The organism is Sphingomonas sp. R86520 (assembly GCF_042466285.1).
Classification (GTDB): Bacteria; Pseudomonadota; Alphaproteobacteria; order Sphingomonadales; family Sphingomonadaceae; genus Sphingomonas.
This window is the reverse complement of the sequence record NZ_JAXHBZ010000001.1, coordinates 1,824,446-1,847,372: the sequence shown is the minus strand read 5'-3', so window position 1 is coordinate 1,847,372 and position 22,927 is coordinate 1,824,446. Positions and strand designations below refer to the sequence as shown.

The 22,927-nt window shown below is 65.9% G+C and carries 26 protein-coding genes and 1 other RNA gene; 18 read left to right on the top strand and 9 right to left on the bottom strand.

All coding sequences use genetic code 11. The annotated features are described in order from the left end of the window. Positions 1 to 26: 26 nt before the first annotated feature. From thiS to SJY41_RS08360, 3 genes are all read left to right on the top strand, one after another. Positions 27 to 1,034 carry a sulfur carrier protein ThiS gene (gene thiS, locus SJY41_RS08370; protein WP_380780754.1) on the top strand — a complete coding sequence of 336 codons (1,008 nt, stop codon included), beginning with the start codon at positions 27 to 29 and terminating at the stop codon, positions 1,032 to 1,034. A gap of 110 nt (positions 1,035 to 1,144) precedes the next feature. Beyond that, positions 1,145 to 1,327: a CsbD family protein gene (locus SJY41_RS08365; protein ID WP_380780751.1), complete on the top strand. Its 183-nt coding sequence runs from the start codon at positions 1,145 to 1,147 to the stop codon at positions 1,325 to 1,327. Between the two features lie 262 nt (positions 1,328 to 1,589). Next, positions 1,590 to 2,255 (top strand): HAD-IA family hydrolase, encoded by a 666-nt coding sequence (locus tag SJY41_RS08360; RefSeq protein WP_380780749.1) that lies wholly within the window; start codon positions 1,590 to 1,592, stop codon positions 2,253 to 2,255. A 104-nt stretch (positions 2,256 to 2,359) separates the two neighbouring features. Here the strand turns inward: SJY41_RS08360 and SJY41_RS08355 are convergent, their stop codons facing one another. From SJY41_RS08355 to SJY41_RS08340, 4 genes are all read right to left on the bottom strand, one after another. Then, positions 2,360 to 3,364: an alpha/beta hydrolase gene (locus tag SJY41_RS08355; RefSeq protein WP_380780747.1), complete on the bottom strand. Its 1,005-nt coding sequence runs from the start codon at positions 3,362 to 3,364 to the stop codon at positions 2,360 to 2,362. Between the two features lie 86 nt (positions 3,365 to 3,450). Further along, positions 3,451 to 3,876 (bottom strand): MAPEG family protein, encoded by a 426-nt coding sequence (locus SJY41_RS08350; RefSeq protein WP_380780744.1) that lies wholly within the window; start codon positions 3,874 to 3,876, stop codon positions 3,451 to 3,453. Positions 3,877 to 4,086: 210 nt separating this feature from the next. After that, a complete protein-coding gene (locus SJY41_RS08345; RefSeq protein ID WP_380780742.1) occupies positions 4,087 to 5,142 on the bottom strand; it encodes a deoxyhypusine synthase in 1,056 nt (351 codons plus the stop codon). Between the two features lie 148 nt (positions 5,143 to 5,290). Further along, positions 5,291 to 6,526 carry a type III PLP-dependent enzyme gene (locus SJY41_RS08340; protein WP_380780740.1) on the bottom strand — a complete coding sequence of 412 codons (1,236 nt, stop codon included), beginning with the start codon at positions 6,524 to 6,526 and terminating at the stop codon, positions 5,291 to 5,293. A gap of 137 nt (positions 6,527 to 6,663) precedes the next feature. Here SJY41_RS08340 and SJY41_RS08335 point away from each other — a divergent pair, with 137 nt between their 5' ends. Together SJY41_RS08335 and SJY41_RS08330 are read left to right on the top strand one after the other, a co-directional pair. Further along, positions 6,664 to 7,626 carry a threonine/serine dehydratase gene (locus SJY41_RS08335; RefSeq protein WP_380780738.1) on the top strand — a complete coding sequence of 321 codons (963 nt, stop codon included), beginning with the start codon at positions 6,664 to 6,666 and terminating at the stop codon, positions 7,624 to 7,626. Next, positions 7,623 to 7,802 (top strand): hypothetical protein, encoded by a 180-nt coding sequence (locus SJY41_RS08330; protein WP_380780736.1) that lies wholly within the window; start codon positions 7,623 to 7,625, stop codon positions 7,800 to 7,802. Before SJY41_RS08335 ends, SJY41_RS08330 begins: the two co-directional genes overlap by 4 nt. A gap of 146 nt (positions 7,803 to 7,948) precedes the next feature. Here SJY41_RS08330 and SJY41_RS08325 read toward each other — a convergent pair whose 3' ends face one another. Next, positions 7,949 to 8,605 (bottom strand): alpha/beta hydrolase, encoded by a 657-nt coding sequence (locus SJY41_RS08325; protein ID WP_128453102.1) that lies wholly within the window; start codon positions 8,603 to 8,605, stop codon positions 7,949 to 7,951. A gap of 81 nt (positions 8,606 to 8,686) precedes the next feature. Here SJY41_RS08325 and SJY41_RS08320 point away from each other — a divergent pair, with 81 nt between their 5' ends. From SJY41_RS08320 to SJY41_RS08280, 9 genes are all read left to right on the top strand, one after another. Next, positions 8,687 to 9,706, top strand: a complete 1,020-nt coding sequence (locus SJY41_RS08320) for a cysteine desulfurase family protein (RefSeq protein WP_380780734.1) — start codon at positions 8,687 to 8,689, stop codon at positions 9,704 to 9,706. Beyond that, on the top strand, positions 9,703 to 10,788 hold the full coding sequence (locus tag SJY41_RS08315) for a cysteine desulfurase family protein (RefSeq protein WP_380780732.1): 1,086 nt from the start codon (positions 9,703 to 9,705) through the stop codon (positions 10,786 to 10,788). Before SJY41_RS08320 ends, SJY41_RS08315 begins: the two co-directional genes overlap by 4 nt. Beyond that, positions 10,785 to 11,090, top strand: coding sequence for a 2Fe-2S iron-sulfur cluster-binding protein (locus SJY41_RS08310; protein ID WP_380780730.1), 306 nt, complete (start codon positions 10,785 to 10,787; stop codon positions 11,088 to 11,090). Before SJY41_RS08315 ends, SJY41_RS08310 begins: the two co-directional genes overlap by 4 nt. Before the next feature lie 112 nt (positions 11,091 to 11,202). Continuing rightward, positions 11,203 to 11,514, top strand: a complete 312-nt coding sequence (locus SJY41_RS08305; RefSeq protein WP_380780728.1) for a hypothetical protein — start codon at positions 11,203 to 11,205, stop codon at positions 11,512 to 11,514. Between the two features lie 94 nt (positions 11,515 to 11,608). Then, a complete protein-coding gene (locus SJY41_RS08300; RefSeq protein WP_380780726.1) occupies positions 11,609 to 11,848 on the top strand; it encodes a hypothetical protein in 240 nt (79 codons plus the stop codon). Positions 11,849 to 11,899: 51 nt separating this feature from the next. Then, an RNA gene (gene ffs / locus SJY41_RS08295) (signal recognition particle sRNA small type) lies at positions 11,900 to 11,997 on the top strand. 353 nt (positions 11,998 to 12,350) lie between these two features. Further along, positions 12,351 to 14,048 carry a DNA polymerase III subunit gamma/tau gene (locus SJY41_RS08290; RefSeq protein WP_380780724.1) on the top strand — a complete coding sequence of 566 codons (1,698 nt, stop codon included), beginning with the start codon at positions 12,351 to 12,353 and terminating at the stop codon, positions 14,046 to 14,048. Further along, positions 14,045 to 14,368: a YbaB/EbfC family nucleoid-associated protein gene (locus tag SJY41_RS08285; protein ID WP_380780722.1), complete on the top strand. Its 324-nt coding sequence runs from the start codon at positions 14,045 to 14,047 to the stop codon at positions 14,366 to 14,368. Before SJY41_RS08290 ends, SJY41_RS08285 begins: the two co-directional genes overlap by 4 nt. A 152-nt stretch (positions 14,369 to 14,520) precedes the next feature. Continuing rightward, positions 14,521 to 14,763, top strand: a complete 243-nt coding sequence (locus SJY41_RS08280) for a hypothetical protein (protein ID WP_380780720.1) — start codon at positions 14,521 to 14,523, stop codon at positions 14,761 to 14,763. A gap of 249 nt (positions 14,764 to 15,012) precedes the next feature. On the opposite strand, the gene mtgA is transcribed toward SJY41_RS08280, so the two are convergent. Genes mtgA through SJY41_RS08260 form a run of 4 tightly spaced genes read right to left on the bottom strand, consistent with a single transcriptional unit; the run spans position 15,013 to position 18,874 of the window. After that, positions 15,013 to 15,684, bottom strand: coding sequence for a monofunctional biosynthetic peptidoglycan transglycosylase (mtgA, locus tag SJY41_RS08275; protein WP_380780718.1), 672 nt, complete (start codon positions 15,682 to 15,684; stop codon positions 15,013 to 15,015). A gap of 9 nt (positions 15,685 to 15,693) precedes the next feature. Beyond that, a complete protein-coding gene (locus SJY41_RS08270) occupies positions 15,694 to 16,965 on the bottom strand; it encodes a flavin monoamine oxidase family protein (RefSeq protein ID WP_380780716.1) in 1,272 nt (423 codons plus the stop codon). A 1-nt stretch (position 16,966) separates the two neighbouring features. Beyond that, the gene (gene rpoH / locus SJY41_RS08265; protein ID WP_380780714.1) at positions 16,967 to 17,869 is read right to left on the bottom strand and encodes an RNA polymerase sigma factor RpoH; all 903 of its coding nucleotides are present in this window, start codon (positions 17,867 to 17,869) and stop codon (positions 16,967 to 16,969) included. 57 nt (positions 17,870 to 17,926) lie between these two features. Next, a complete protein-coding gene (locus tag SJY41_RS08260) occupies positions 17,927 to 18,874 on the bottom strand; it encodes an RluA family pseudouridine synthase (RefSeq protein WP_380780712.1) in 948 nt (315 codons plus the stop codon). A gap of 17 nt (positions 18,875 to 18,891) precedes the next feature. Between SJY41_RS08260 and SJY41_RS08255 the strand changes: the two genes are divergently transcribed. From SJY41_RS08255 to SJY41_RS08240, 4 genes are all read left to right on the top strand, one after another. Further along, complete coding sequence (locus SJY41_RS08255) at positions 18,892 to 19,284, top strand: M67 family metallopeptidase (protein WP_380780710.1); 393 nt, start codon at positions 18,892 to 18,894, stop codon at positions 19,282 to 19,284. A gap of 183 nt (positions 19,285 to 19,467) precedes the next feature. Then, positions 19,468 to 20,112 carry a histidine phosphotransferase family protein gene (locus SJY41_RS08250; protein WP_380780708.1) on the top strand — a complete coding sequence of 215 codons (645 nt, stop codon included), beginning with the start codon at positions 19,468 to 19,470 and terminating at the stop codon, positions 20,110 to 20,112. Positions 20,113 to 20,189: 77 nt separating this feature from the next. Then, positions 20,190 to 22,490, top strand: a complete 2,301-nt coding sequence (locus SJY41_RS08245; RefSeq protein ID WP_380780707.1) for a chemotaxis protein CheA — start codon at positions 20,190 to 20,192, stop codon at positions 22,488 to 22,490. Further along, positions 22,487 to 22,912, top strand: a complete 426-nt coding sequence (locus SJY41_RS08240) for a chemotaxis protein CheW (RefSeq protein WP_380780705.1) — start codon at positions 22,487 to 22,489, stop codon at positions 22,910 to 22,912. The genes SJY41_RS08245 and SJY41_RS08240 overlap by 4 nt, the downstream gene beginning before the upstream one ends. Positions 22,913 to 22,927: the final 15 nt, after the last annotated feature.

Below are 22,927 nucleotides of genomic sequence, written 5' to 3'. Positions count from 1 at the left end.
ACACCCAGCATGGCGATCGAAACATCATGACTCATCCAGGCGGCGCCCACACTGACGGCACAGTCTCCATCACCGTCAATGGCGAACATAAACGCGTGTCCGCTGGGCTCAGCCTTGCGGCGCTCGCGACCGAACTGGGGCTGGTACCGGAGAAGATCGCGGTCGAGCGGAACTTCGAGGTGGTGCCGCGCTCGACGTTGGGCGAAGTTATGGTCGAGGACGGCGACGACCTCGAGATCGTGCATTTCGTCGGCGGTGGCGACCATGAGGACAGCTGGACGGTCGCGGGCCAGACCTTCAAGTCGCGACTGATCGTCGGCACCGGCAAGTACAAGGATTTTGCGCAGAACGCCGCCGCCGTCGAGGCATCGGGCGCTGAGATCGTCACGGTCGCCGTCCGCCGCGTCAACGTATCGGATCGCAACGCGCCGATGCTGACCGACTTCATCGACCCGAAGAAGATCACCTATCTTCCCAACACTGCCGGCTGCTTCGATGCCGAATCGGCGATCCGTACGCTCCGACTGGCGCGCGAGGCGGGCGGCTGGGAACTGGTGAAGCTCGAAGTGCTAGGCGAGGCGAAGACGCTGTATCCCGACATGGTCGAGACGCTGCGCGCGACCGAGATCCTGGCGAACGAGGGCTTCAAGCCGATGGTCTATTGCGTCGACGATCCGATCGCCACCAAGCGCCTCGAGAATGCCGGCGCGGTCGCGATCATGCCGTTGGGCGCGCCGATCGGCTCGGGCCTCGGCATCCAGAACCGCGTGACGATCCGGCTGATCGTCGAGGGGGCCGGGGTGCCGGTGCTGGTCGATGCCGGCGTCGGCACCGCGTCGGATGCTGCCGTGGCGATGGAGCTCGGCTGCGACGGCGTGCTGATGAACACGGCCATTGCCGAGGCGAAGGACCCCATCATGATGGCAGAGGCGATGAAGGCGGCGGTCGAATCGGGGCGGCTGGCGTATCGTGCCGGCCGGATGGGCCTGCGTCGCTATGCCGATCCTTCGAGTCCGCTCGCCGGCCTGATCTGAATCAGCAGTCATGACGCAAACGTCACGGAACCCTCGCTAAACACGGCCGTTATACCCTCGCAAGTTCAAGCGGCCCGACAGTCGGGTCTGCACAAACAACGGAGGCCTTCATGGGCGAGTTCACCGATAAGGTTGCAGCAGCCGGCAACAAGGTCGCAGGCAATGTCAAGGAAGCTATCGGCAAGGCAACCGACAACGACAAGTTGGTAGCTGAGGGCGAGGCGCAGCAGGTCAAGGGCACTGCGCAGAACGTCAAGGGCAGCGTCAAGGGCGCACTCGGCGACGATATCTAAGCTTTCGCTTGCTGTAAGAATATGGGCCGCTTCGGGAAACCGGATCGGCCTTTTCTTTGCGTGGTGGGTTTTTGCTGTCGCCACTATCAGAACTGCCACCACCCCGGCGAAGGCCGGGGCCCAATTGGGGGACGATCCTGATTAAGCGCGGCGCGCCGCTACCTCGGACATGCCAATTAGGCCCCGGCCTTCGCCGGGGTGGTGTAGCGGGCTAGGCCAAACTCACTTGCCCAACTCGCCAAACCCCATCACGAGCTTCCGCATGACTCTCCCGACCCGCACCTACGCCGCGTTCCTGTTCGACATGGACGGTACGATCCTCACCTCGATCGCGTCCGCCGAACGCACCTGGACGAAATGGGCGATCGCGCATGGTCTCGACGCCGCGACGTTCGTGCCGACGATCCACGGGGTACAATCGGTCGAGACGATCCGGCGCCTCGCCCTTCCCGGTGTCGACCCCGTCGCCGAGGCCGCTGCGATCACCGCTGCCGAAATGGTGGATATCGGAGATGTCGAACCGATTGCGGGCGCCGCCGCGTTCCTGGCGAGCCTTCCAACCGAGCGCTGGACGATCGTGACCTCCGCGCCCCGTGCGCTCGCCGAAGTTCGCCTCAAAGCCGCCGGACTGCCGATCCCGGTGACGATGATCGCCGCCGATGACATTCCCCGTGGCAAGCCGGCACCCGATTGCTTCCTGGTCGCGGCGGGACGACTCGGCGTGGCAGCAAGCGACTGCCTCGTCTTCGAGGATGCCGCTGCGGGAATCGCGGCGGGTGACGCCGCCGGGGCCGACGTGCTCGTCATCACCGCGACCCACCGTGCGGGGCATGGCAAACAAGGTTCGCATCCGCACGTCGTGAACTATCTCGGTATTTCCGCGAACGTCGCATCCAGCGGCGAAATCGCGCTCACGACACGTAGCTGAACGTCGTCCCGGCGCGTCGGGCCAGTCGACCGGTACGTTGAGCCCGGTTTCGTCGACCCGAGCCGTTGAGCTTAAGCGAACGGTCTCCGCACTGATCGAAACGATCACCCGGAGACGAGTTCGCCCATCCAGCGATCGAACAACTGTGGCCACAGCGATCCCGGCGAACGCGGCGACAATCGCGTACCGAAGCCGTGGCCGCCATGTTGCAGGAAGTGCGCTTCGGCGGGGATGCCGGCGCGCCGTGCGGCCGCGAGCGTGTCGACGCTGTTGGCGACGGGCACCGTGTTGTCGTCCTCGGCATGGACCAGGAACAGCGGCGGGGCGCCGGGCCTCAGCTGGCGGTCGATCGCATACCGCGCCTGGACGGCAGGCGATGGATCCGGGCCAAGCAGGTTGGTGCGTGATCCACCATGACTGCGGCCCGGATCCATGTTCGAGACGGCGTACATGAGCCCTGCCCAGGCGGGCCGTGCCGAATGCCGGTCGGCAGTGTCGACCGGACGATAGGCGCTGAAGTCCGACAGCACGGTCAACGATCCGGCGAGGTGGCCGCCGGCCGAGAAGCCGAGCACGCCAAGCTTCTCCGCCCTAATGCCATAGGCCCGGGCGTTGGCGCGGATCAGGCGCATCGCGCGCTGTGCGTCGGAAAGCGGCACGTCCGCACGGTCGGCCCAGCCTTCGCCCGGCAGGCGATAGCTGAGCACGAACGCGGTGATCCCGAATGCGTTCAGCGCGCGCGCGACATCGATACCCTCGTTGCGCAGCGAGGTGATCGAATAGCCACCGCCGGGCACGATCAGCACCGCGCGACCGTCGGTGCGTACCGGGCGGAATACACCGACCTCGGGACGCACCACGCCGCGCATCTGGAAATCGCGGTATCCATCGGGATAGCGCGGCATGCTCGGATGCGGCACCGGCAACGGGTTCGGCGCGCCCTGAGGGATACCCGGCCACAGCGCAAATCGCTCTGCGGGCGGCCAGATCGGGAGTTCCGATCCGCGAGACGAACTGGGGGCAGTCTGTGCTCCACCCCGGGCGAAGGCGGCGGGTGCAAGGCCGGCGGCGACGGGAAGCGTGATGAGCGTACGGCGATCGAAGGTCATGCCGGAAGGTTAGCCGATCGGACCGCGTTCGGGGAGGGGCGGGCGGCGAGCCTGACGATTATTCTCAAGGCTTTTCTTGGTCGTGCTCAAAATACCGCGAGCGCGGCATGCAGCGTGAGCGCGACCAGCATGAGGCTCGAAAGCATGAAGAACAGGAAGCGGGCACGGACGCGATTACTGGTTGCCTGGACGAGGCTGTGCACGATCCGCAGACCGACATAGGCCCACGCAATCCACGCGTTCACGCCGTCGCCCGTGCCGCTGAGTGCCAGCACGGCGCAGACCGCGTAGAACAGCGTCGGCTGTTCCATCAGGTGGTTGTGGTTATGCGCTTTCCATTGAACCTGTGGCGGTAGCGCACGGTCGGCATCGGACGCCTTGGTGCCGACGAGCTTGCCCATGTCCACGCCCGCCGCCTTCATCGCCGGCAGGCGCGTCGCCAGTGTCCAGGCCAGCATCACGAGCGTCCACGCGATCAGGACGACCATCGGTCGCAGGATGTCACTGTGCATGAAAAAAGCCTCCCCCGGTTACCCGGAGGAGGCTGCATCAATTGCCCGGTTCGAGCAACGTCGATCGGTATCTGATCCTCCTCCGCTAGGGGGAGGTGTCGCGAAGCGGCGGAGGGGGAGGCGGCGATAACGTCGGCTCCGTGTCCTCCCCTTCCGTCAGGCAAGTGCCTGCCACCTCCCCCTGGCGGGGGAGGATCGTAGAGTCAGGCCTCAGTCGAACGACGCGCCCCACTTGCGGACCGGACGGTCCTTCCACAGGCCGCGGTGATACGCGTCCGACGCCAGCAGCGGCATGACCGAGCCCGCTTCGGCGAACACCATCTGCTCGATCGCCGTGTTCACCTTGCCCCAGGACGCAGCTTCCTGCAGCGTCGAGGACGAGCAGGCACCGTCGCGGACGTCGGCGACGGTGATCTGCACCGCGTACTTGTGGACCTGAACGTCGTCATGGCCGAGGATCTCGGCGCAGACCACGGTGTCCTGGATGAAGTTCTTCGGCACGCCGCCGCCGATCATCAGCAGGCCGGTGACGCCAGCCTTGATCTTGATCTCGGTGAGCTCACGGAAATCTGCGATGGCATCGAGGACCATGTACGGCTTGCCGGCCTTCGCGCGGTCGACCTGGTGCTTGACCAGACCGAAGCCCGCCGACGAATCGACGAACGCCGGGCAGAAGATCGGCACGTCATGCTCGTAGGCGAGCTTGACGAGGCTGTTCTCCTTCTTGCCGTTCTCGACCAGGTACTTGCCCATCTCGCGGATGAACTCGCGGCTCGAATAGGGCCGTGGCTCGAGCGTCTCGGCGATCTCGAAGATCGTGTGGTCGACGTGCTGAAGCTCTTCCTCGTCGATATAGGTGTCGTAGATCCGGTCGATCAGCAGCGATCGCAGCACGTCGTCGTGCGGCACGTCGAGCGCCTGGTAATGCTTGTGGCCGAGGCCTTCGAAGAAATCCATGTCGACGATCGACGCGCCGGTCGCGACGATGCCGTCGATCATGTTGTTGCGCAGCAGCTCGGCATACAGGTCCATGCAACCGCCAGCGCTCGTCGAGCCTGCGATCACGAGGAAGATCGTGCAGTCCTTGTCGGCCAGCATCTGGTTGTAGATGTCGGTCGCACGGCCGAGATCGCGGCTGGTGAACGACATCTTCTTCATCGCGTCGACGATCGGCCGCGCATCGAAGCTGGTGATGTCGATATGCTCGACGGTGGTGGAGAGGAGTTCCGCCTTGCGCTGTGCGTCGATACGGGTGTCTTCGGTCATAACATGCTCCATAAATCCCCCTTCCGCTTGCGGGAGGGGTTAGGGGAGGGACTGAAATATCCGCGAACGCCACGCTCGCGGACAAGCCCTCCCCCGACCCCTCCCGTAAACGGGAGGGGAGGAAGAAGGGCGCGGTACTAAAGCCTAGTTACAGCTTGACGACGTTCGACGCGAGGTCCTGGAAGCGCTCGCCGTACAACGAGACCATCGGCTCGTCGGTGACGATCACCGTCTCGTCCGATCCGAACCCGTTGAACGCGGTCCGCATCGCCGAGCCGTACGCGCCAAGCATGCCGATCTCGATGTAATCGCCGGCCTGCGTGTCCGCAGGCAGCATGAACGGGCCGACCATGTAGTCCATGTCGTCGCACGTCGGACCGTAGAAGCTGAACTCCATGTCCTTCGCACGGCTGTCCGGCTCGCGCAGCAGCTCGACCGGGAAACGCCAGCCGATATGCGCTGCATCGAACAGCGCGCCATACGCACCGTCGTTGATGTACAGCTCGGTCCCGCGACGCTTCTCGACACGCACGATGATCGACGAATATTCCGCGCACAATGCCCGGCCCGGCTCGCACCACAGCTCGGACGAATAGCTGACGGGCAGCGATTCGAACGCACGGTGGATCGTTTCGAAGAAATGCTCGAGCGGCGGGGGCTCCATGCCGGGATACGAAGACGGAAAGCCGCCGCCGACGTCGATGACGTCGACCGTGACTGCCGCCTCGACGATCGCCGCACGGACGCGCTCCATTGCGTTCGAATACGCCTCCGGGGTCATCGCCTGCGAGCCGACATGGAAGCAGATGCCGAGCGCGTCCGCTGCCTGGCGAGCCGCGAACAGCAATTCCTTGGCTTCATGCGGGGCCGCGCCGAACTTCGACGCGAGGCTCAGCTTCGAATGCTCCGACGACACCCGCAATCGGACGCAGAGCGTCAGGTCGGTGGCCTCGCGGGTCGCGCGGACGACCTTGTCCAGCTCTTCCAGGCTGTCGAGGCTAAAGGTCCGTACGCCGTGCGTGAAATACGCCTCGGCGATCGCTTCCTCGGCCTTGACCGGGTGCATGAAGCACAGGGTTGCCTCAGGCAGCGTTCGCGCGACCAGGCGCACTTCGGCGATCGACGCCACGTCGTAATGCGTGATGCCGTTATCCCACAGGATCTGCAGGAGCTCGGGGCTAGGGTTCGCCTTCACCGCATACATCGAGCGGCCCGGAAACTTCTCGACGAAGAAGCGGGCGGCACGCGCGGCGGCGTGGGGGCGAACGAGCGTGACCGGATCAACCGGGCGCCCCTTAGCGATGTTGATGCCGCGCCCTGCGTTGGGGGAGACGGCGGTCGAATGGGCTTTCGCTAGCCCCAGCGCGTTATGATGCTTGTGCAATTCAAGGGACCTCCAATGTCCTGAGACAAATTACGAAAACACTGCCTTGCGGTTGGAAGTCCCATGGGGCAGCGGAAGGGCGATTTAGGGTCGCTTGCCCCCCATGTAAATAGCATCCGCACCACAGGAGACGACGTGTGACGATTTTGCGACAGCCGACACGGGCGGGCGTGCGCGATGCCGCGGAAAAGATCGCGCGGATCCTGCCGCCGACACCGCTTTTCGTCAGTGAGATCAAGGGGGTATCGGTCGCGTTCAAGGCGGAATCGCTGCAGCCGGTGGGCGCGTTCAAGATCCGTGGAGCGTGGCATCGACTCACCGCGTTGGACGATGAGGCGCGGGCGCGGGGAGTCGTGGCGTTCTCGTCGGGCAATCATGCGCAGGGGGTTGCGTGGGCGGCTAAGCGATTAGGGATCGCTGCCACGATCGTCATGCCGGCGGATGCGCCGCGGTTGAAGCGCGAGTCGACGCTGGCACTCGGGGCGGAAGTGGTGCCCTATGACCGCGCCACCGAAAGCCGCGAGTCGATCGCCGCGCGGCTGGCAGAGGCGCGTGGCGCGACCTTGGTGCCGAGCTTCGACGATCCGTGGATCATCGAGGGGCAGGGGGGCGCAGGAATCGAGGCGGCGGCGCAGATGGCGGCGTTGGGCATGGGCGTGCCGAGCCGCGTCGTGATCCCCTGTGGTGGTGGCGGGCTGGCGGCGGGTGTCGCGCTCGCTTTGAAGGACAGCGCGATCACCGTGGTCGAGCCCGAGGGCTGGGACGACATGCGGCGATCCCTGGAAGCGTCGTGGATCGAACCGGTCGGCCCCAACCCGCCGCCGACCGCATGCGATTCGCTGCAGACGTTGCGGGTGTCGCCGCTGACCTTCGACGTCCTGTCGAGGCGGGATGCGACCGGCGTGGCTGTGAGCGAATCGGAGATCGCCGCGGCGCAGCGTTGGGCGGCGGAGAAGCTGCGGCTGGTGGTAGAGCCGGGCGGCGCGGTCGGACTGGCGGCGGTGCTGGCCGGCAAGGTGAAGCTCGAACCGGGGCTGCTCGTCATCCTGTCGGGTGGGAACGTCGACATTGCCGCGTATGCAAAGGCGATGGCCGCATGAACGCCGCACTGACCTCGATCGCCGCGGCGGCACCGGCAGTCGCCATGCTGGGCATGTTCGCGTGCCTGATCGGCGGGGTGGTTCTGATCGTGAAGAGGCGTGATCGCAAGAAGGGCGTACTGATGCTGGTGATGGCCGCCGTTTTGCTGGCCAACGTCGCGATCTGGACGCTCTGACTCCCTCGCCCCCGCGGGGAGAGGGAAGGGGCCCGCCGCGCTTGCGGTGGGAAGGGAGAGGGGCGTTGGGGAGAGCGTATCGATCCCCAACTCCCCCTCATCCGACGCTGGCGCGCCACCTTCTCCCCGAGGGGAGAAGGACAGTGTCACCTAATCGGCGAGTTCGGGTCGAGGCGCATGTCGAGATACTTGTCCACGCTTCCCATCAACTCTGGCATCTCGTGCTCGAAGAAGTGGTTCGCCTTCGGGATCGTGTCGTGATGGATCGTGATGTGCTTCTGCGTGCGCAGCTTGTCGACCAGCTTCTGCGTGGCACCCGGCGTCGCGACTTCGTCACCCTCGCCCTGGATGATGATCCCGCTCGACGGGCACGGCGCGAGGAACGTGAAGTCGTACAGGTTGGCCGGCGGCGCCACCGAGATGAACCCACGAATCTCCGGACGGCGCATCAGCAACTGCATGCCGATCCAAGCACCGAAGCTTACACCTGCGATCCAGGTCGTCTGCGCTTCGGGATGAAAGCTCTGGACCCAGTCGAGCGCGCTCGCCGCATCGCTGAGTTCGCCGACGCCGTTGTCGAACACGCCCTGGCTCTTGCCGACCCCGCGGAAGTTGAACCGCAGGGTCGCGAAACCGCGGCGCTGGAAGGTCTTGTAGAGCTGCTGCACGATCGCGTTGTTCATCGTGCCACCGGCCGACGGATGCGGATGCAGGATCATCGCGACGGGTGCGCGCGGACGCGGGCCCGGCGCAAAACGACCTTCGAGACGGCCTTCGGGACCGGGAAAAATGACTTCTGGCATGGGCACTCGCGAGCTGGGATACGCACTCGGGTGGAGTGCCGAACTGTGCACGCTATATAGGGCAGGAGCCCCTTTTCGCAATTGGAACCGACCCTGGCCCGTATCTACCTCGATCACGCCGCCACCACGCCGATGCGCCCGGAGGCCGTCGCGGCGGTGAACGAGGGCATGGCGCGCTGGGCGAACCCGTCCTCGCCGCATGCCGAGGGGCGCGCGGCGCGTGCGGCGCTGGAGGGCGCGCGCAAGCGGATCGCGCAGGCGCTGGACTGGCCGCATCACGTCATCCTGACGAGCGGCGCAAGCGAGTCCGCGGCGCTCGCTTTGCGAGGACGGCCCGGCGTCGGGGTGGCAGCGGTCGAGCACGACGCTGTCCTCCGAGCGGCCGAACAGCCCGTGATGCTGGAGGTCGACGCGGGTGGAATCGTTCAGGGAGACGCTGTCGCATTGCAGTCCGCAAACAGCGAAACCGGGGTCATCCAGACGCGACCCACCGGGTTCTGGATCGCCGACTGCTCGCAAACCGCAGGCAAGCTCCCTCTCCCCGACGCAGATCTCATCATCGTCTCCGCCCACAAACTAGGCGGCCCCCCAGGCATCGGCGCGCTGTTCGTCCGCGATCTTGGCCTGCTCGACCCCACTGGCGGCCAGGAACGCGGCTATCGTGGCGGCACCGAAAACCTTCCCGGCGCGCTGGGTCTCGCCGCCGCACTCGAAGCCCCGCGCGACTGGTTCGCCGGCACGGCCGAGCTGCGCGCCACGCTCGACGCCGCCATTCTCGCGGGCGGCGGCGAGATCGTCGCGCGGCACTCCCCCCGCGTTCCAACGATCGCCTCCTACCGCATGCCCGGCGTAAGCTCCGCCGCACAGTTGATCCGCCTAGACATGTCCGGGTTCGCCGTTTCCGCCGGCAGTGCCTGTTCGTCGGGAAGCATGCGCCCGAGCCACGTCCTCGCGGCTATGGGCTACTCGCCCGAAGCCGCGGCCGAAGTCGTCCGCGTCAGCTTCGGCTGGACGACGACGGCCGACGATGTCGCCAAGTTCGCCGAGGCATGGACGCGCATCGCCGCCGATATAAAGCGCCCTACTAGGCTGGGGGCATGACCTATCTCGATTACCAGGCGACTACCCCGCTCGCGCCCGAGGCGCTCGCTGCGATGCTGCCGTGGCTCGAATCGCAGCACGCCAACCCGCACTCGTCCCACCGCGAAGGCCGCCGCGCCAAAGCCACGGTCGAAGTCGCCCGCGATCAGGTCGCCGCGTTGCTCCCGCCCGACGGCCGCGTTGCCTTCACCAGCGGCGCGACCGAGGCGCTCAACTGGGCAATCAAGGGCACAACGGGCCCGATCGTGACGCTTGCGACCGAGCATGCAGCGGTGCTCGATACAGTTGCTGCCGAAGCGGTGCGGGGACGCCAAGTAACGATCCTCTCGGTAGGCCCTGACGGCGTGGTCGACCTCGACGCAGCCCGCGCCGCGATCCCAGCCGGCGCCGGTCTCGTTGCCGCGATGCTCGTGAACAACGAGATCGGCGTGATCCAGCCGATCGCCGCACTCGCCGACATCGCCCACGCGGCCGGTGCGCTGATGCTGTGCGACGCGGTCCAGGGTTACGGTCGGGTGGAGATCCCCGACACGGTCGACGTCATCGCCATTTCCGCCCACAAGCTCCATGGCCCGAAGGGCATCGGCGCGCTCTGGATCCGCGACGGCGTCGATCTCGCGCCGCTGATGCACGGAGGGGGGCAGGAAGCTCCCGGTCGATCCGGCACGCTATCCCCGGCTCTGTGCGCAGGCTTCGGTGCCGCCGCCTTCCTTATGGCAAATCGCAGCGAGCAGGACAAAGCGCACATCGACCGCCTCTGGGCACTGGCGCTCGGCTGCCTTGGCCCCGGCTGGACGATCAACGGCGCGACCGAACACCGCTACCACGGCAACCTCAACATTCGTCGCGACGGTCTCGACGTGAACCGCCTGATGTCCGACCTGCGCGATATCGCTTTCTCGGCAGGCTCGGCCTGCGCCAGCGGGTCGGGTCGCTCGAGCCACGTCCTCCGTGCGATCAGCCTCACCGAGAAGCAGGCGCGTTCCAGCATCCGTCTGGGCTTCGGCCGCTACACAATTGAGACCGAACTCAATGAGGCCATCGATGCGATCGTCGCCGCAGTCGGGACGCAATGGCCATGATCGTCCGCTTCATCGCCCGCGACGGTACTGCCAGCAGCATCGCTGCCAACCCCGGCGACCGCCTGCTAGACGCAGCACAAGCCGATAATCAGCCGCTCGAAGGAACGTGCGAAGGGCAACTCGCCTGCGCCACCTGTCATGTCATCGTCGAGCCCGCGGACTTCGCTCGCTTACCCCCGGCGACGGAGGAAGAGGAGGACATGCTCGATCTCGCGCCGAATGCGACGCGCACCAGCCGCCTGGCCTGCCAGATACGCCTTACCGAAGCACTCGACGGCCTGACGGTCCGCATCCCGAAATAAACGGCAGCAAACCTTACAGGATCACAACGGCCGGTTCAGGGAACGTCCACGGCCGTAAGCGGATTATCCCCTCATCGCCTCAATGTACGAGGCCTTGAGAGGAGTACCGGACATGAAGATCATCGCAATGTTCGCCGCTGGCGCCTTGGCCGCGGGAACCTCGTTTGCCGCGGCGCCCGCGGACGCGCAGCGTCCCGGTTGGGACGGCCAGCGTGGTGGCGGCGCGTACGGCCATCGCGGTTGGAACGGCCCGCGTCACGGCTATCGCGGCGACCATGGCGACCGCGGCTATCGTGGGTATCGCGGCGGCTATGGTGGCGGCGGATACGGCTATCGCGGACCGCGCGGTTACGGCCGGTCGCGCGTCGTGTGCCGAATCGAGCGTGGCTATTATGGCCCGGTTCGTCGCTGTTTCCGCCGCTAACTTGGCCCTGATACGGAACCGTAACGACGCGGTCCGAGTTTCATCATCCGGGTCGCAGAGTCCATCAGGACCCGCGCCCAGCAGGAGAAGTCCCATGAAGTTGTTCACCCTCGCCGCCGCCGGTCTCGTCGCGCTCACCGGCCTCGCGCCCGTCGGCATCGCTGCCGAAGCGTCCGCCCAGCGTACCGTCGTTCATGAGCGTACCGTCGTTCGTCACAACGACAACCGTCCGGGCTATCGCCATCATGCGGTCCGCACCCGCCAGGTCTGCCGCAACGTGTACCGCAACCATCACCGCCAGCGCGTCTGCCGGACGGTCCGCTACAACCGCTAAGGCTTATCGAAGCTAAGGCTTGATCATCCCGCCCGACCCCGCCATATGCGCCGCGGGAGTCGGGCGGACGTGGTCGTCGCCAACTTGGTCAGATCCGGAAGGAAGCAGCCACAACGATTTCGCCGCGGGTCGTCCCGGCTCCCACCGCGAACGTTTGCAAGCAAATGTGAGCGCGGCCAGCGGCGCAAAGCGCCGACTGACGATGCGGCTCAGCCGCAGCGCACTTCTCAACGCAATAATCCTTCGAAGCGCTCCCCTCCCTGGGCTCTGACGTTCGCGCGGCAGCAGAAGAGGTTTCGACCCGACGATCTACCTCCCTCGTCATGCCGGGCTCGTTCCGGCATCCACTTTGCCGCACGCTCGACGGCTTGGAATACGCGGGACGGTGGGCCCCGGAACGAGTTCGAGGTGACGGACTGATCTTGGCCAGTCTCGTGCAAGAGGCAATTCGTCGCGCGTCTGCCCCTTCGACAGCGCCGCCAAACCGCCTATATAGCCCGCAATGTCAGATTCCTTCGACTTGGGCGAACCCCCGCAGCCGGTTAAAACACTGGATGCCCCCGCCTACCGCGTGCTCGCGCGCAAATACCGGCCGCAGACCTTTTCCGAGCTCATCGGGCAGGACGCGATGGTCCAGACGCTCGGTAACGCGATCAAGCGCGACCGGCTCGCCCACGCCTTCCTGATGACCGGCGTCCGCGGCGTCGGCAAGACGTCGACCGCACGCCTGATCGCCAAGGCGCTCAACTGCATTGGTCCCGACGGCGAGGGCGGCCCGACGATCGACCCCTGCGGCGTCTGCGAGCCGTGCCGCGCTATCGCCGAGGGCCGCCATATCGACGTGATCGAGATGGACGCCGCGAGCCACACCGGCGTTGACGATGTCCGCGAGATCATCGATGCGTCGCGCTATTCGGCGGTCACCGCGCGCTTCAAGATCTACATCATCGACGAAGTCCACATGCTGTCGAAGAACGCATTCAACGCGCTGCTGAAGACGCTGGAGGAGCCACCTCCCCATGTGAAATTCCTGTTCGCGACGACCGAAGTGAACAAGGTGCCGGTGACGGTCCTCTCGCGCTGCCAGCGATTCGACCTGCGCCGGATCTCCGCTGAACAGCTCGCCAAGCATTTCGCCTGGGTCTCGGCCGAAGAAGGCGTCGTGGCCGACCCCGAAGCACTGATGTTGATCGCCCGTGCAGCGGAGGGCTCCGCCCGCGACGGCCTGTCGATCCTCGACCAGGCGATCGCGCATGCCGGGCTCGAAGGCGGCGGCGTGACCGCGGACGCGGTGCGCCAGATGCTCGGCCTTTCCGATCGCGGTGCGGTCCGCGACCTGCTGACGCTGATCCTGGCGGGCGACGGGGCAGGGGCGCTCGCCTCGATGCGCCGCCAATATGATTATGGCGTCGATCCGCTGTCGGTGCTCCGCTCGCTGCTCGAAACCGTGCACGGCATCACGCTGACCAAGGTCGGTACGCCCGCCGATGCCGCGCAGCCGATGGAGGAACGCGCGGCGCGCGAGGAATGGGCGACGTCGCTCGGCTATCCCGCGCTACACCGCCTGTGGCAGCTGTTCCTCAAGGGTCATGACGAAGTGGCCAAGGCCGCGCTGCCGATCGAGGCGGCGGAGATGGCGCTGCTGCGCGCGATCTACGCGTCGACGTTGCCCGATCCCGGCGAGCTCGCGCGTCAGATTGCCAGCGGTGCGGCCCCCGCGACTGCACCGCCCTCGCCATTGCCGTCGTCTGCGACCCCGTCCGGCGAAGCACCGCCCTGGAACGCCCGATCGGCCATCAAGGCGCCCGAGCCCGCGGCGACCGGACCGATCCTGCCGCCGACGTTCGAGGCGCTGGTCGATCTGCTCGACGAATCGGGCGGGCTCGCGATCGCTGCGCGCCTTCGCCACGGCGCGCGCGTCGTAAGCTATGCGCCGCCCGAATTCGTGCTGAGCGGCAGCCGCCCGGTCTCGGCCGACACGTTGGCCGAACTCAACACGCTGTTGAAAACCGTAACGCGGACCGCGTGGAAAGTGTCGATCGTCGACGCACCCGGTGAGCCGACGCTGCGCGAGGTGCAGGACGCCGCCGACGCCGCGGTGCGCCAAGCTATTCTCGAATCCCCGATCATGAAGGCCGCGGTGGCTGCGTTTCCGGACGCTCAGCTCGAATCGTGGCCCGGCCAAAGGAGCAACGCATGAAAAATATCGATGAAATCCTCGCGATGGCGCAGAACGTCCAGAGCGAGCTCGAAAAGGCGCAGGCCAATCTCGACACGATCGAGGTCGAGGGCGCGTCCGGCGGTGGCCTCGTCAAGGTGAAGGCATCCGCCAAGGGCCGCATCATCGGCATCGCGATCGACGATTCGCTGATGCAGGTGAGCGAGAAGCAGATGCTCGAAGATTTGCTGACGGCCGCGTTCAACGACGCGCGCGCGAAGGCCGATGCTGTGTCGGGCACCGAAATGTCGAAGATGACCAGCGGGTTGCAGCTGCCCCCGGGCTTCAAGCTGCCGTTCTGAGACGCGCAAGCCCGGCCGGCGTGGGCCCTGCCCACGACCGACGCGGGCTTTGCCCGTGGCGCAGGTAATTCCCGGCCATTTCCGCTCGTTTCGGCGCGGGAACAATCGCTCTTCGGTCCGCGTTGCGCTCTTCAGTAATTAGGGAGAGTAAAATGGCCGAAGAGCGCATCGTCGAAACACCGACCACCCACACCACCGTGATCGAACGCCGCGGCGGCGGTGGCGGCACGTTGATCGCCGTCGTGCTGCTGATCGCGGTGCTGATCGGCGGTTTCTACCTGTTCAGCCGCCAGGGCGCGCAGAACAGCAAGGATGCTGCGATCACGTCTGCCGCGAAAAGCGTCGGTGGTGCTGCGGACAAGGCCGGCGCTGCGGTCGAGAAGTCGACGCAGTAATAGCTCGGTGCGGCGCGTAGCGGCGGTTCGACCGGCGCCAACATCGATCGGTCCGTTGATATCCCGCACCGCTCAAACGTAGCCCCGACATCGACCAGCCCAAACGTCATCCCAGCGAAAGCTGGGATCTTCCTCGACGGAGCGAACCCGTCGTCACGGGGATACCCCAGCTTTCGCTGGGGCGACGGGTGTGGGGATGTAGGGACAGTGGACCCCTGAACGAGTCCGGGGTGCCGGGGCGACTCGGGATCACCGCAGGCAGCTATCAAGCCCGTCGTTCCGCACCACCGAGACCCGCCGCGACAGTGTATTTCCGTGCTGCCGGACAAACCCGTGCGGGTCGATCGCCGCGCGCTTTTTCGGCAGCGGCAAGACTGCCGCGATCCGCCCCGCCTCGGTCGGCGACAGTGTCGACGCGTCGTGGTTGAAGTACCGGATCGCTCCCGCATTCGCGCCGTATGTCCCGATCCCGGTCTCGGCGATGTTTAGGTATACCTCCATGATCCGTCGCTTGCCCCATAGCGTCTCGATCAACACGGTGAAGTACGCCTCGAACGCCTTCCGCACATAGCCGCCTCCCTGGAACAGGAACGCGTTCTTCGCGGTCTGCTGGCTGATCGTCGAGCCGCCGCGGATGCGTCCGCCCTGCGCATTGCGCGCCGCCGCCCCCGCCATCGCCTTGAAATCGAAGCCGTGATGCGAACAGAACCGCGAATCCTCACCGGCGATCGCGGCGCGCGCCATGTCCGGATCCATTTCCGACAGCGGCATCCAGTCCTTGGTCACGCCGTGGCCGTTGATGACGTCGCCCATCATCGTCCAGGTGAACGGCACCGGCACGAAGCGGTAGATGCCGACCCACGCGACCGTGATCAGGACGAACGCGAAGACGATCTTGGCGAAGATGCGGAGGATGCCCATCGGCGTTCCTTATGCGATCGTGCCGGCCTCGCCAATCACCGCGCGTGCCGCCGCGACGCCGGTCTCGTATGCCCCGTGGGCGGTGGAGAAGTCGGATACGTGGCACGCTTCGCCGGCGAAGTGGATGCGGCCGTCGACGGATGCGGCGAGGACGGCGCGCTGGTCGGCCTGACCGATCCGGGCGTGGCTGTAGCTGCCGCCGATATAGGGTTCGTGGCGCCAGCGGGTCGCCGCCAGCGGCGTGAAGCGCGGGCGCCAGTCGCTGCCGAGCAGTGCAACGAGTTCGTCGATCGCGAACTGTGCGGCGTCGCGGTCTTCGAGCATTTCCGCGCAATCGCCGCCGAAGAAGCTCTCGACGATCGGCCAGCCGAACGGCGACAGGCGGTGGCTGGCGGTACACGCGCTGTACGGGTTGCCGACGAGATGCGCGTTGGTCGGCCATTCGGGCCGGTCGACGTGGAGGAACACCTTGTCCGCCAGACCGAGCGGCAGCGCGTCGGCGGCGACGTGCTTGTCGGGGAGCGGCGGGTCGAACACGATCTGCAATTTGGCAAGAACGGTCGTTGGGACGCAGACGATGACGTGGTCCGCTTCGATCGTTCCTGCCGGCGTGTCGAGCCTTAGCTGTCGGCCGCCGTGGTCAATGCGGGTGACCGGGGTCAAGAGGCGGATGTTCAAGCCGGCGGCGTGGCTCGCGACGAGCGTGCCATAGCCTTCCTTGACGGTCCAATTGTCGTCGGTGGATGCGTTTTCGTAGGCCGCCCAGTCGTGGAGCGAGACCTGGGTCAGGTTCGCGCCGTTGGCGTAGCCGGAGATCGCGTCGATCTTTGCGCGCCAGGGATCGCTAGCGTCGATGAAGTCGGAGAGGGGGCGGTCGGGGCCGTCGAGCGCGGCTAGGGCGCGCGTGTTCCAGGCTTGGTAGGCTGCGGAGGAGGCGGCCTGATCTTCGGGCGGGAAGCCGAGGTCCCGCCATTGGGTGCGCCAGTTCGCGTCGGAGCGATCGACGGTGAAACCGGTGGCCTCTGCGATTGAAGTCCAAGGATTGCGTTGGGCTGAGTGTAGCCAGCCGCAACCGGCGTCGACATGTTTCCCCGCAAAGGCGGGGATCCAGTCTGGGCCCCCGCCTTCGTGAGGGAACAGGGAGGCGAGGGGGAGACTGTGGGCTCGGCCGCCTAGGCGATCGCCCGCCTCGACCAACAACACCTCCTGCCCGGCATCATGCAGCGTTCGCGCCGCTGCAATACCGGCCGCACCGCCGCCAATGACGACGGTGCGCGTCACTTTACGCTGCCAGCAGGCGCTTTTCGCCGGCGATCCGCATCATGCCCTTTTGCAGCTTCTCGAATGCGCGCACCTCGATCTGCCGCACGCGCTCGCGCGAGACGCCGTAGACCTGCGACAATTCCTCGAGCGTCTTCGGGTCGTCCGTCAGGCGACGCTCGGTCAGGATGTGCTGCTCACGCTCGTTGAGATCGTCCATCGCCGACACCAGCATCGAGTGGCGAACGTCCGCCTCCTGTGCATCGGCGACGATCTTGTCCTGCAACGGCGCGTCGTCCTGCAGCCAATCCTGCCACTGGCCTTCGCCGTCCTCACGCATCGGCACGTTCAGCGACGTATCGCCGCCCATCGCCATGCGGCGGTTCATGCTGACGACGTCGGTCTCGGCGACGCCCAGGTCGGTCGCGATCTTGGTGACGTGCTCGGGGCGCAGATCACCGTCCTCGAACGCGTCGAGGCGGCTCTTCATTCGGCGAAGGTTGAAGAACAGCTTCTTCTGCGCAGCCGTGGTGCCCATCTTCACGAGGCTCCACGAGCGCAGGATGTACTCCTGGATCGAGGCGCGAATCCACCACATCGCATAGGTGGCGAGGCGGAAGCCACGCTCGGGCTCGAACTTCTTCACGCCCTGCATCAGGCCGATATTGCCCTCGGAGATGAGCTCCGACGTCGGCAGGCCGTAGCCGCGATAGCCCATCGCGATCTTCGCCACGAGACGAAGATGCGACGTCACCAGCTGCGCCGCGGCGTCGGTGTCGCCATGCTCCTGGAAGCGCTTGGCGAGCATGTATTCCTGCTCGGGCTTCAGGAGCGGAAATTTCTTGATCTCGGCGAGATAGCGATTGAGACCCGCCTCGCTGCCGAGCGCAGGTATCGTCGCTGGAACGTTGGAACGGGCTGCCATGGTCGTAATCCCTTTCTGCTGACCCCGATTGCCGCGCTGCGGCATGGGATCGATTATCTATACGTGAAGCTGGGTGAACAGTTCCTGCATGTCTGCCGGCATTTCGCTTTCGAACGCCAAAGCGATGCTTTTCACCGGATGGATGAACCCCAGATGCGCCGCGTGCAAGGCTTGCCGGCGAAAACCGAGCGTATCGAGCAGCGACTTCTGAACTTGCTTTGTTCTACCATAGACCGGGTCGCCGAGCAACGCGTGGCCGATCGACGCCATGTGCACGCGGACCTGGTGCGTGCGGCCTGTCTCCAGCCGGCATTCGATCAGCGCTGCATTTCGCAGCGTCGTTATCGTCGAGAAGTGCGTGACCGCACGTTTGCCGCCCTCGACGATCGCGATCTTCTTGCGATTCTGCGGACTGCGGGCGAGCGGCGCGTTAACGGTCCCGCTAGGCGGGCGCGGGATGCCGCCGACAATCGCCTTGTAGCGGCGGTCGATGCTGTGGTCGTGGAACTGCTTCGCCAGACCTTCGTGGGCGCGATCGGTCTTGGCAGCGATCATCAGCCCCGACGTGTCCTTGTCGATGCGGTGGACGATGCCGGGTCGCGCGACGCCGCCGATGCCCGACAGATTGCCGGCGCAGTGGTGGAGTAGCGCGTTGACGAGCGTGCCGTCGAAATTGCCCGCGGCCGGGTGGACGACGAGACCGGCAGGTTTGTCGATCACGATCAGGTCGTCGTCCTCGTACGCGACGACGAGCGGGATATCCTGCGCTTCGTTGTGGAGCGGCGTCGGCGGCGGGATCGCCACCGCGAAGACCTGACCCGCGGCGGCTTTCTTCGCCGAATCGCGCCATTCCTTGCCCGCTAAAGTCACCTGACCGGCCGCGATCAGCGCCTTGAGCCGCTCGCGCGACATGTCGGGAAGCACTTCGGCCAGCGCACGGTCCAGCCTCCAGCCATCCGTGGCCGGCGTGATCGATGCTTCGACGATGGAAACCCCCCGGTCCATGTCGTAGCGATGTGGCGATGAGCGTGACGATTTCAAGCGAATTACTGGCACGGCTGGTCGCAGCGGCGGACGCCTCGCCAAATGCCGAGGTTTGCGGGCTGCTGTTCGGGACGGCGCGGCGGATCGAGGCGGCGGAGGCGTGCGCGAACGTGGCGGATGATCCGGCGCGGGCGTTCGAGATCGATCCGGTAGCGTTGTTTGCGGCGTACCGTCGGGCGCGGGTTGGCGGGGCGCCGGTGATTGGGCACTATCACTCGCATCCGTCGGGCTTACCGGTGCCGTCCCCAAGAGACGCGGCGCAGGCGATGGGGGATGGAGCGGTCTGGGTAATCCTTGCTAGCGGGATCGCGCGGGCATGGCGATCGGTGGAAGTTGGCGCGTTCGTCGAAGAGGCGATCAGCCAGATTTGAACGGATTACGAGCCGGCTCAGACTGTTTCCCCGCGAAGGCGGGGACCCAGACTGCGCTCCCGCCTTCGCCGGAGAACAAGGTAGCCGGACAGCATTTCAGCCAAGCCGTGACCTGATCAAACCACTACCCTTGCGTCGCCGCCGCGCCACCGCCAGAAGACGCGCTGTAATTAGGGGATTTTCATGACGGTCAGCCCGGTCGACTTCGCGAGCCTGCTCTGTTCGCGCCTGTGCCACGACCTGATGTCACCGGTCGGTGCGCTCAATAACGGGTTGGAGTTGCTCGCCGACGAGACCGATCCGGCAATGCGCGAGCGCGTCATGCAGTTGCTCGCCGACAGCGCACGCGCGTCCGCCAGCAAGTTGAAATTCTTTCGCCTGGCATTTGGCGCGGCCGGCGGGTTCGGCGAACACGTCGACACGCACGAGGCTCGCAACGCGATCGAGGGACTGGTCGCCGAGAACAAGCGGATCACGTTCGTCTGGGGCGTCGAGACCCCCGCGATGCCCAAGTCGGCCGTGAAGGTCCTGCTGAACCTCGCGCTGGTCGCGACCGAATCGTTGGTTCGTGGCGGCACGATGGAGGTTGGTGGCGAGGAGAATGACGGCCAGCTCGAAATCGTCGTGAAGATCGAGGGCGGACGGATCGTCCTGGACCCGGAGATTCGCCGTACGTTGGTCGACGGCGAAGGGGTACAAGACGTCACGCCGCGCGCCGCGGCGGCGTATATGATCAACACGCTGGTGAAGGACGCAGGTGGTACGGTGATCGTATCCGAACCTGCGGACGGCATCATGATCTTCGGCGCGGTGTTCAACGCACGGTAAGGCGTTTGCGCCCGCGCTGGACCTAAACGCGCCCTTAACCTCCGCCATGCATGACAAGTCCGGAACTCGGGGCTGGCATGGACGATCTGCTACAGGAATTCATTGCCGAGACGCGCGAAACGCTGGAGGCGATCTCCGGCGAGATCGTCGCGTGGGAAGCTGATCCGACGGATCGAGCCCGGCTCGACGCGATCTTCCGCTTTGTCCACACCGTAAAGGGTAGCTGCGGGTTCCTCGACCTGCCTCGACTTGCCCGGCTGAGCCACGCCGCCGAAGACGTGCTGGCTGCAGTACGCGACGGCAAGCGGACGCCGGATACAGCGCTCGTCAACGCGGTGCTCGGTATCGTCGACCGAATCGCCGCGATCGTCGAGGCGATCGATGCCGGGTCCTCGCTCGACGATTCGGAAGAAGACGCGTTGATCGCAGCGCTGGCCCCGGATGCGCGGCCGATCGCAGCGATCGCGGGTTCGCCGGTCAGCCGTAGCACCAGTCGGAGCGTCCGGCTCAACGTCGACCTGCTCGATCACATGATGAGCGGCATGTCCGAAATGGTGCTGGCGCGGAACGAACTCGCCCGTCGACTGCGCGATAGCGACGTCGATCCGCAAGTCGAGGCGGCGCTCGAACGGCTGTCGCTGACCGTGGCCGACATGCGCGATACCGTGACGCGCACTCGCATGCAGAAGGTCGATGCGCTGTTTTCCGCACTGCCGCGGGTAGTGCGCGACACGAGCGCGGAACTGGGCAAGGCGGTCAATCTCGTGATCGAGGGCGCCGATGTCGAACTCGACCGCGAGATGATCGAGTTGATGCGCGATCCGCTGCTCCATATCGTCCGCAACGCGATCGATCACGGGATCGAGAGCCCGATGGCGCGCCGTGCGGCCGGCAAGCCGCAAACCGGGCGCTTGGTGATCTCTGCGCGGCAGTCGGGTAACCAGATCCTGATCGAGATCAGCGATGACGGCAAAGGTATCGACGTCGCCCGAATCGTCGCCAAGGCCGCCGAGCAGAAACTCCACAGCGCCGCCGAACTCGCCGGGATGAGCGACACCGCGAAGCTCGACCTGATCTTCGCAGCAGGCCTGTCGAGCCGGGATACGGTGACCGCAACCTCGGGGCGCGGTGTCGGCATGGACGTGGTGCGCGCGAACATCGAGCAGATCGGCGGACGTATCGTATTGGTCAACGATCCGGGGCGTGGGTTGCGGATCGTCGTGCATGTCCCGCTGACGCTATCGATCCTGTCGACGCTGATCGTCGGCGTCGGGTCTCAGCGTTTCGCCGTGGCGCGCCAGTCGATCGAGGAGATCGTCATGGTGCGCGGTGACCAGGTTCGGATCGAGACCATCGGCGATGCGGCCGCCGTTCTCGTGCGGGGGCGCCGCATGCCGCTCGTCTCGCTCGCCAGCATGTTCGGACTTGGCACCGCCGCCCCGCCGACGTTGGTGATCGTCTCGACCCGCGAAGGCGCGTATGCGCTCGGCGTCGATACCGTGATCGACACGGAGGAACTCGTCGTCAAACCGGCATCGCCCGCGCTGATGGCGACGGGTGTGTATGCGGGCATGACGCTGCCGGACAATGGTCGCCCGATGTTGCTGTTGGACGGGGCGGGGATCGCCATCGTCGCCGGTTTGCGGTTCGCGGCCGCCGTCGACGATAGCGAGGACGACGACATCGTCGTTCCTGGAGTGTCCGCGTTGCTGTTCGACGATCTCGACGGCCAACGCCGGGCGATCGCGTTGGCGGTGATCGATCGGGTCGAACCCGTGCCTACGAGCGCGATCCGCTGGACCGCGGGCGCAATGCGGCTGTCGATCGGCGATGCGATCATTCCGCTGCACGCGGTCGGCACGTTCGGCGAAAGGACCGAAGTCGCGGTGCTGCGGCTGACCGACGGCGAGAGCGAGATGGCCTATGCGATTGCCGACGCGATCGACATCGTCACGTTACCGGCGGAGATCGCCCCGCCGCGCAGATCGGTCGAGGGTGGCGGTGGCCCGATCGCCGGCGTCGTGCTGATTGCCGGCGAACAGATCGAACTGGTCGATCCGCACGCCTTGTTCGCTGGCGAACCGGTGACGATCGCAAGCCCGCCCGTCTGCCTGATGCAGGTCGATGGGTCGGGGTGGATGGAGACGTTCCTGAAGCCTGCACTGGAGGCGTCCGGCTATCGCTGCGTTACGGTGCTGGCAGCCGGCGAGACGGCCGCGGTCGCCTTGGCGATGGAAGATTCGCCGGCCTGCGATACAGCGGCGCCAGTGGTGACGCTACGACGCTCGCTGACGGCCGGCGGTGACGACGACGCGAGCATCTATCGCTACGATCGCCCCGCGCTGATCGCGGCGATCGCGGCACGGAGGGGATTGTGACCGAGTTGTTCCTGGTCGCGCACATTGCCGGCCGCGGCGTCGCAATCGATGCGTCGCAGGTCGAATCGGTCGTGGATATCGGCGAGATCGTCGCAGCGCCGCGCGCCGGAGCGTTCGTTCGCGGCGTCGCAGCGCTCCGCAGCCGAGTCGTGACGGTCATCGATACCGGTATCGCCCTTGGGCTATCGCCAACGCCCGACGGCGTTCGCCGCGCCGTGATCACGATCATCGAGGGGCATCATTACGCCATCCTCGTCGACTCGGTTGAGGATGTCGCGCCGTTCGCACGCCAGCCATTGTCGTCGGGGCTGGCCCTGCGCAACGGCTGGGCCTCGGTCGGTACCGGCATCGTCGAGCGTGACGGTGAACCCTTGCTGGTGATCGACCTGTCGGCTGTCCTGCACACGACGGCGGTTCCGTGAGGCCATCGTATCCAG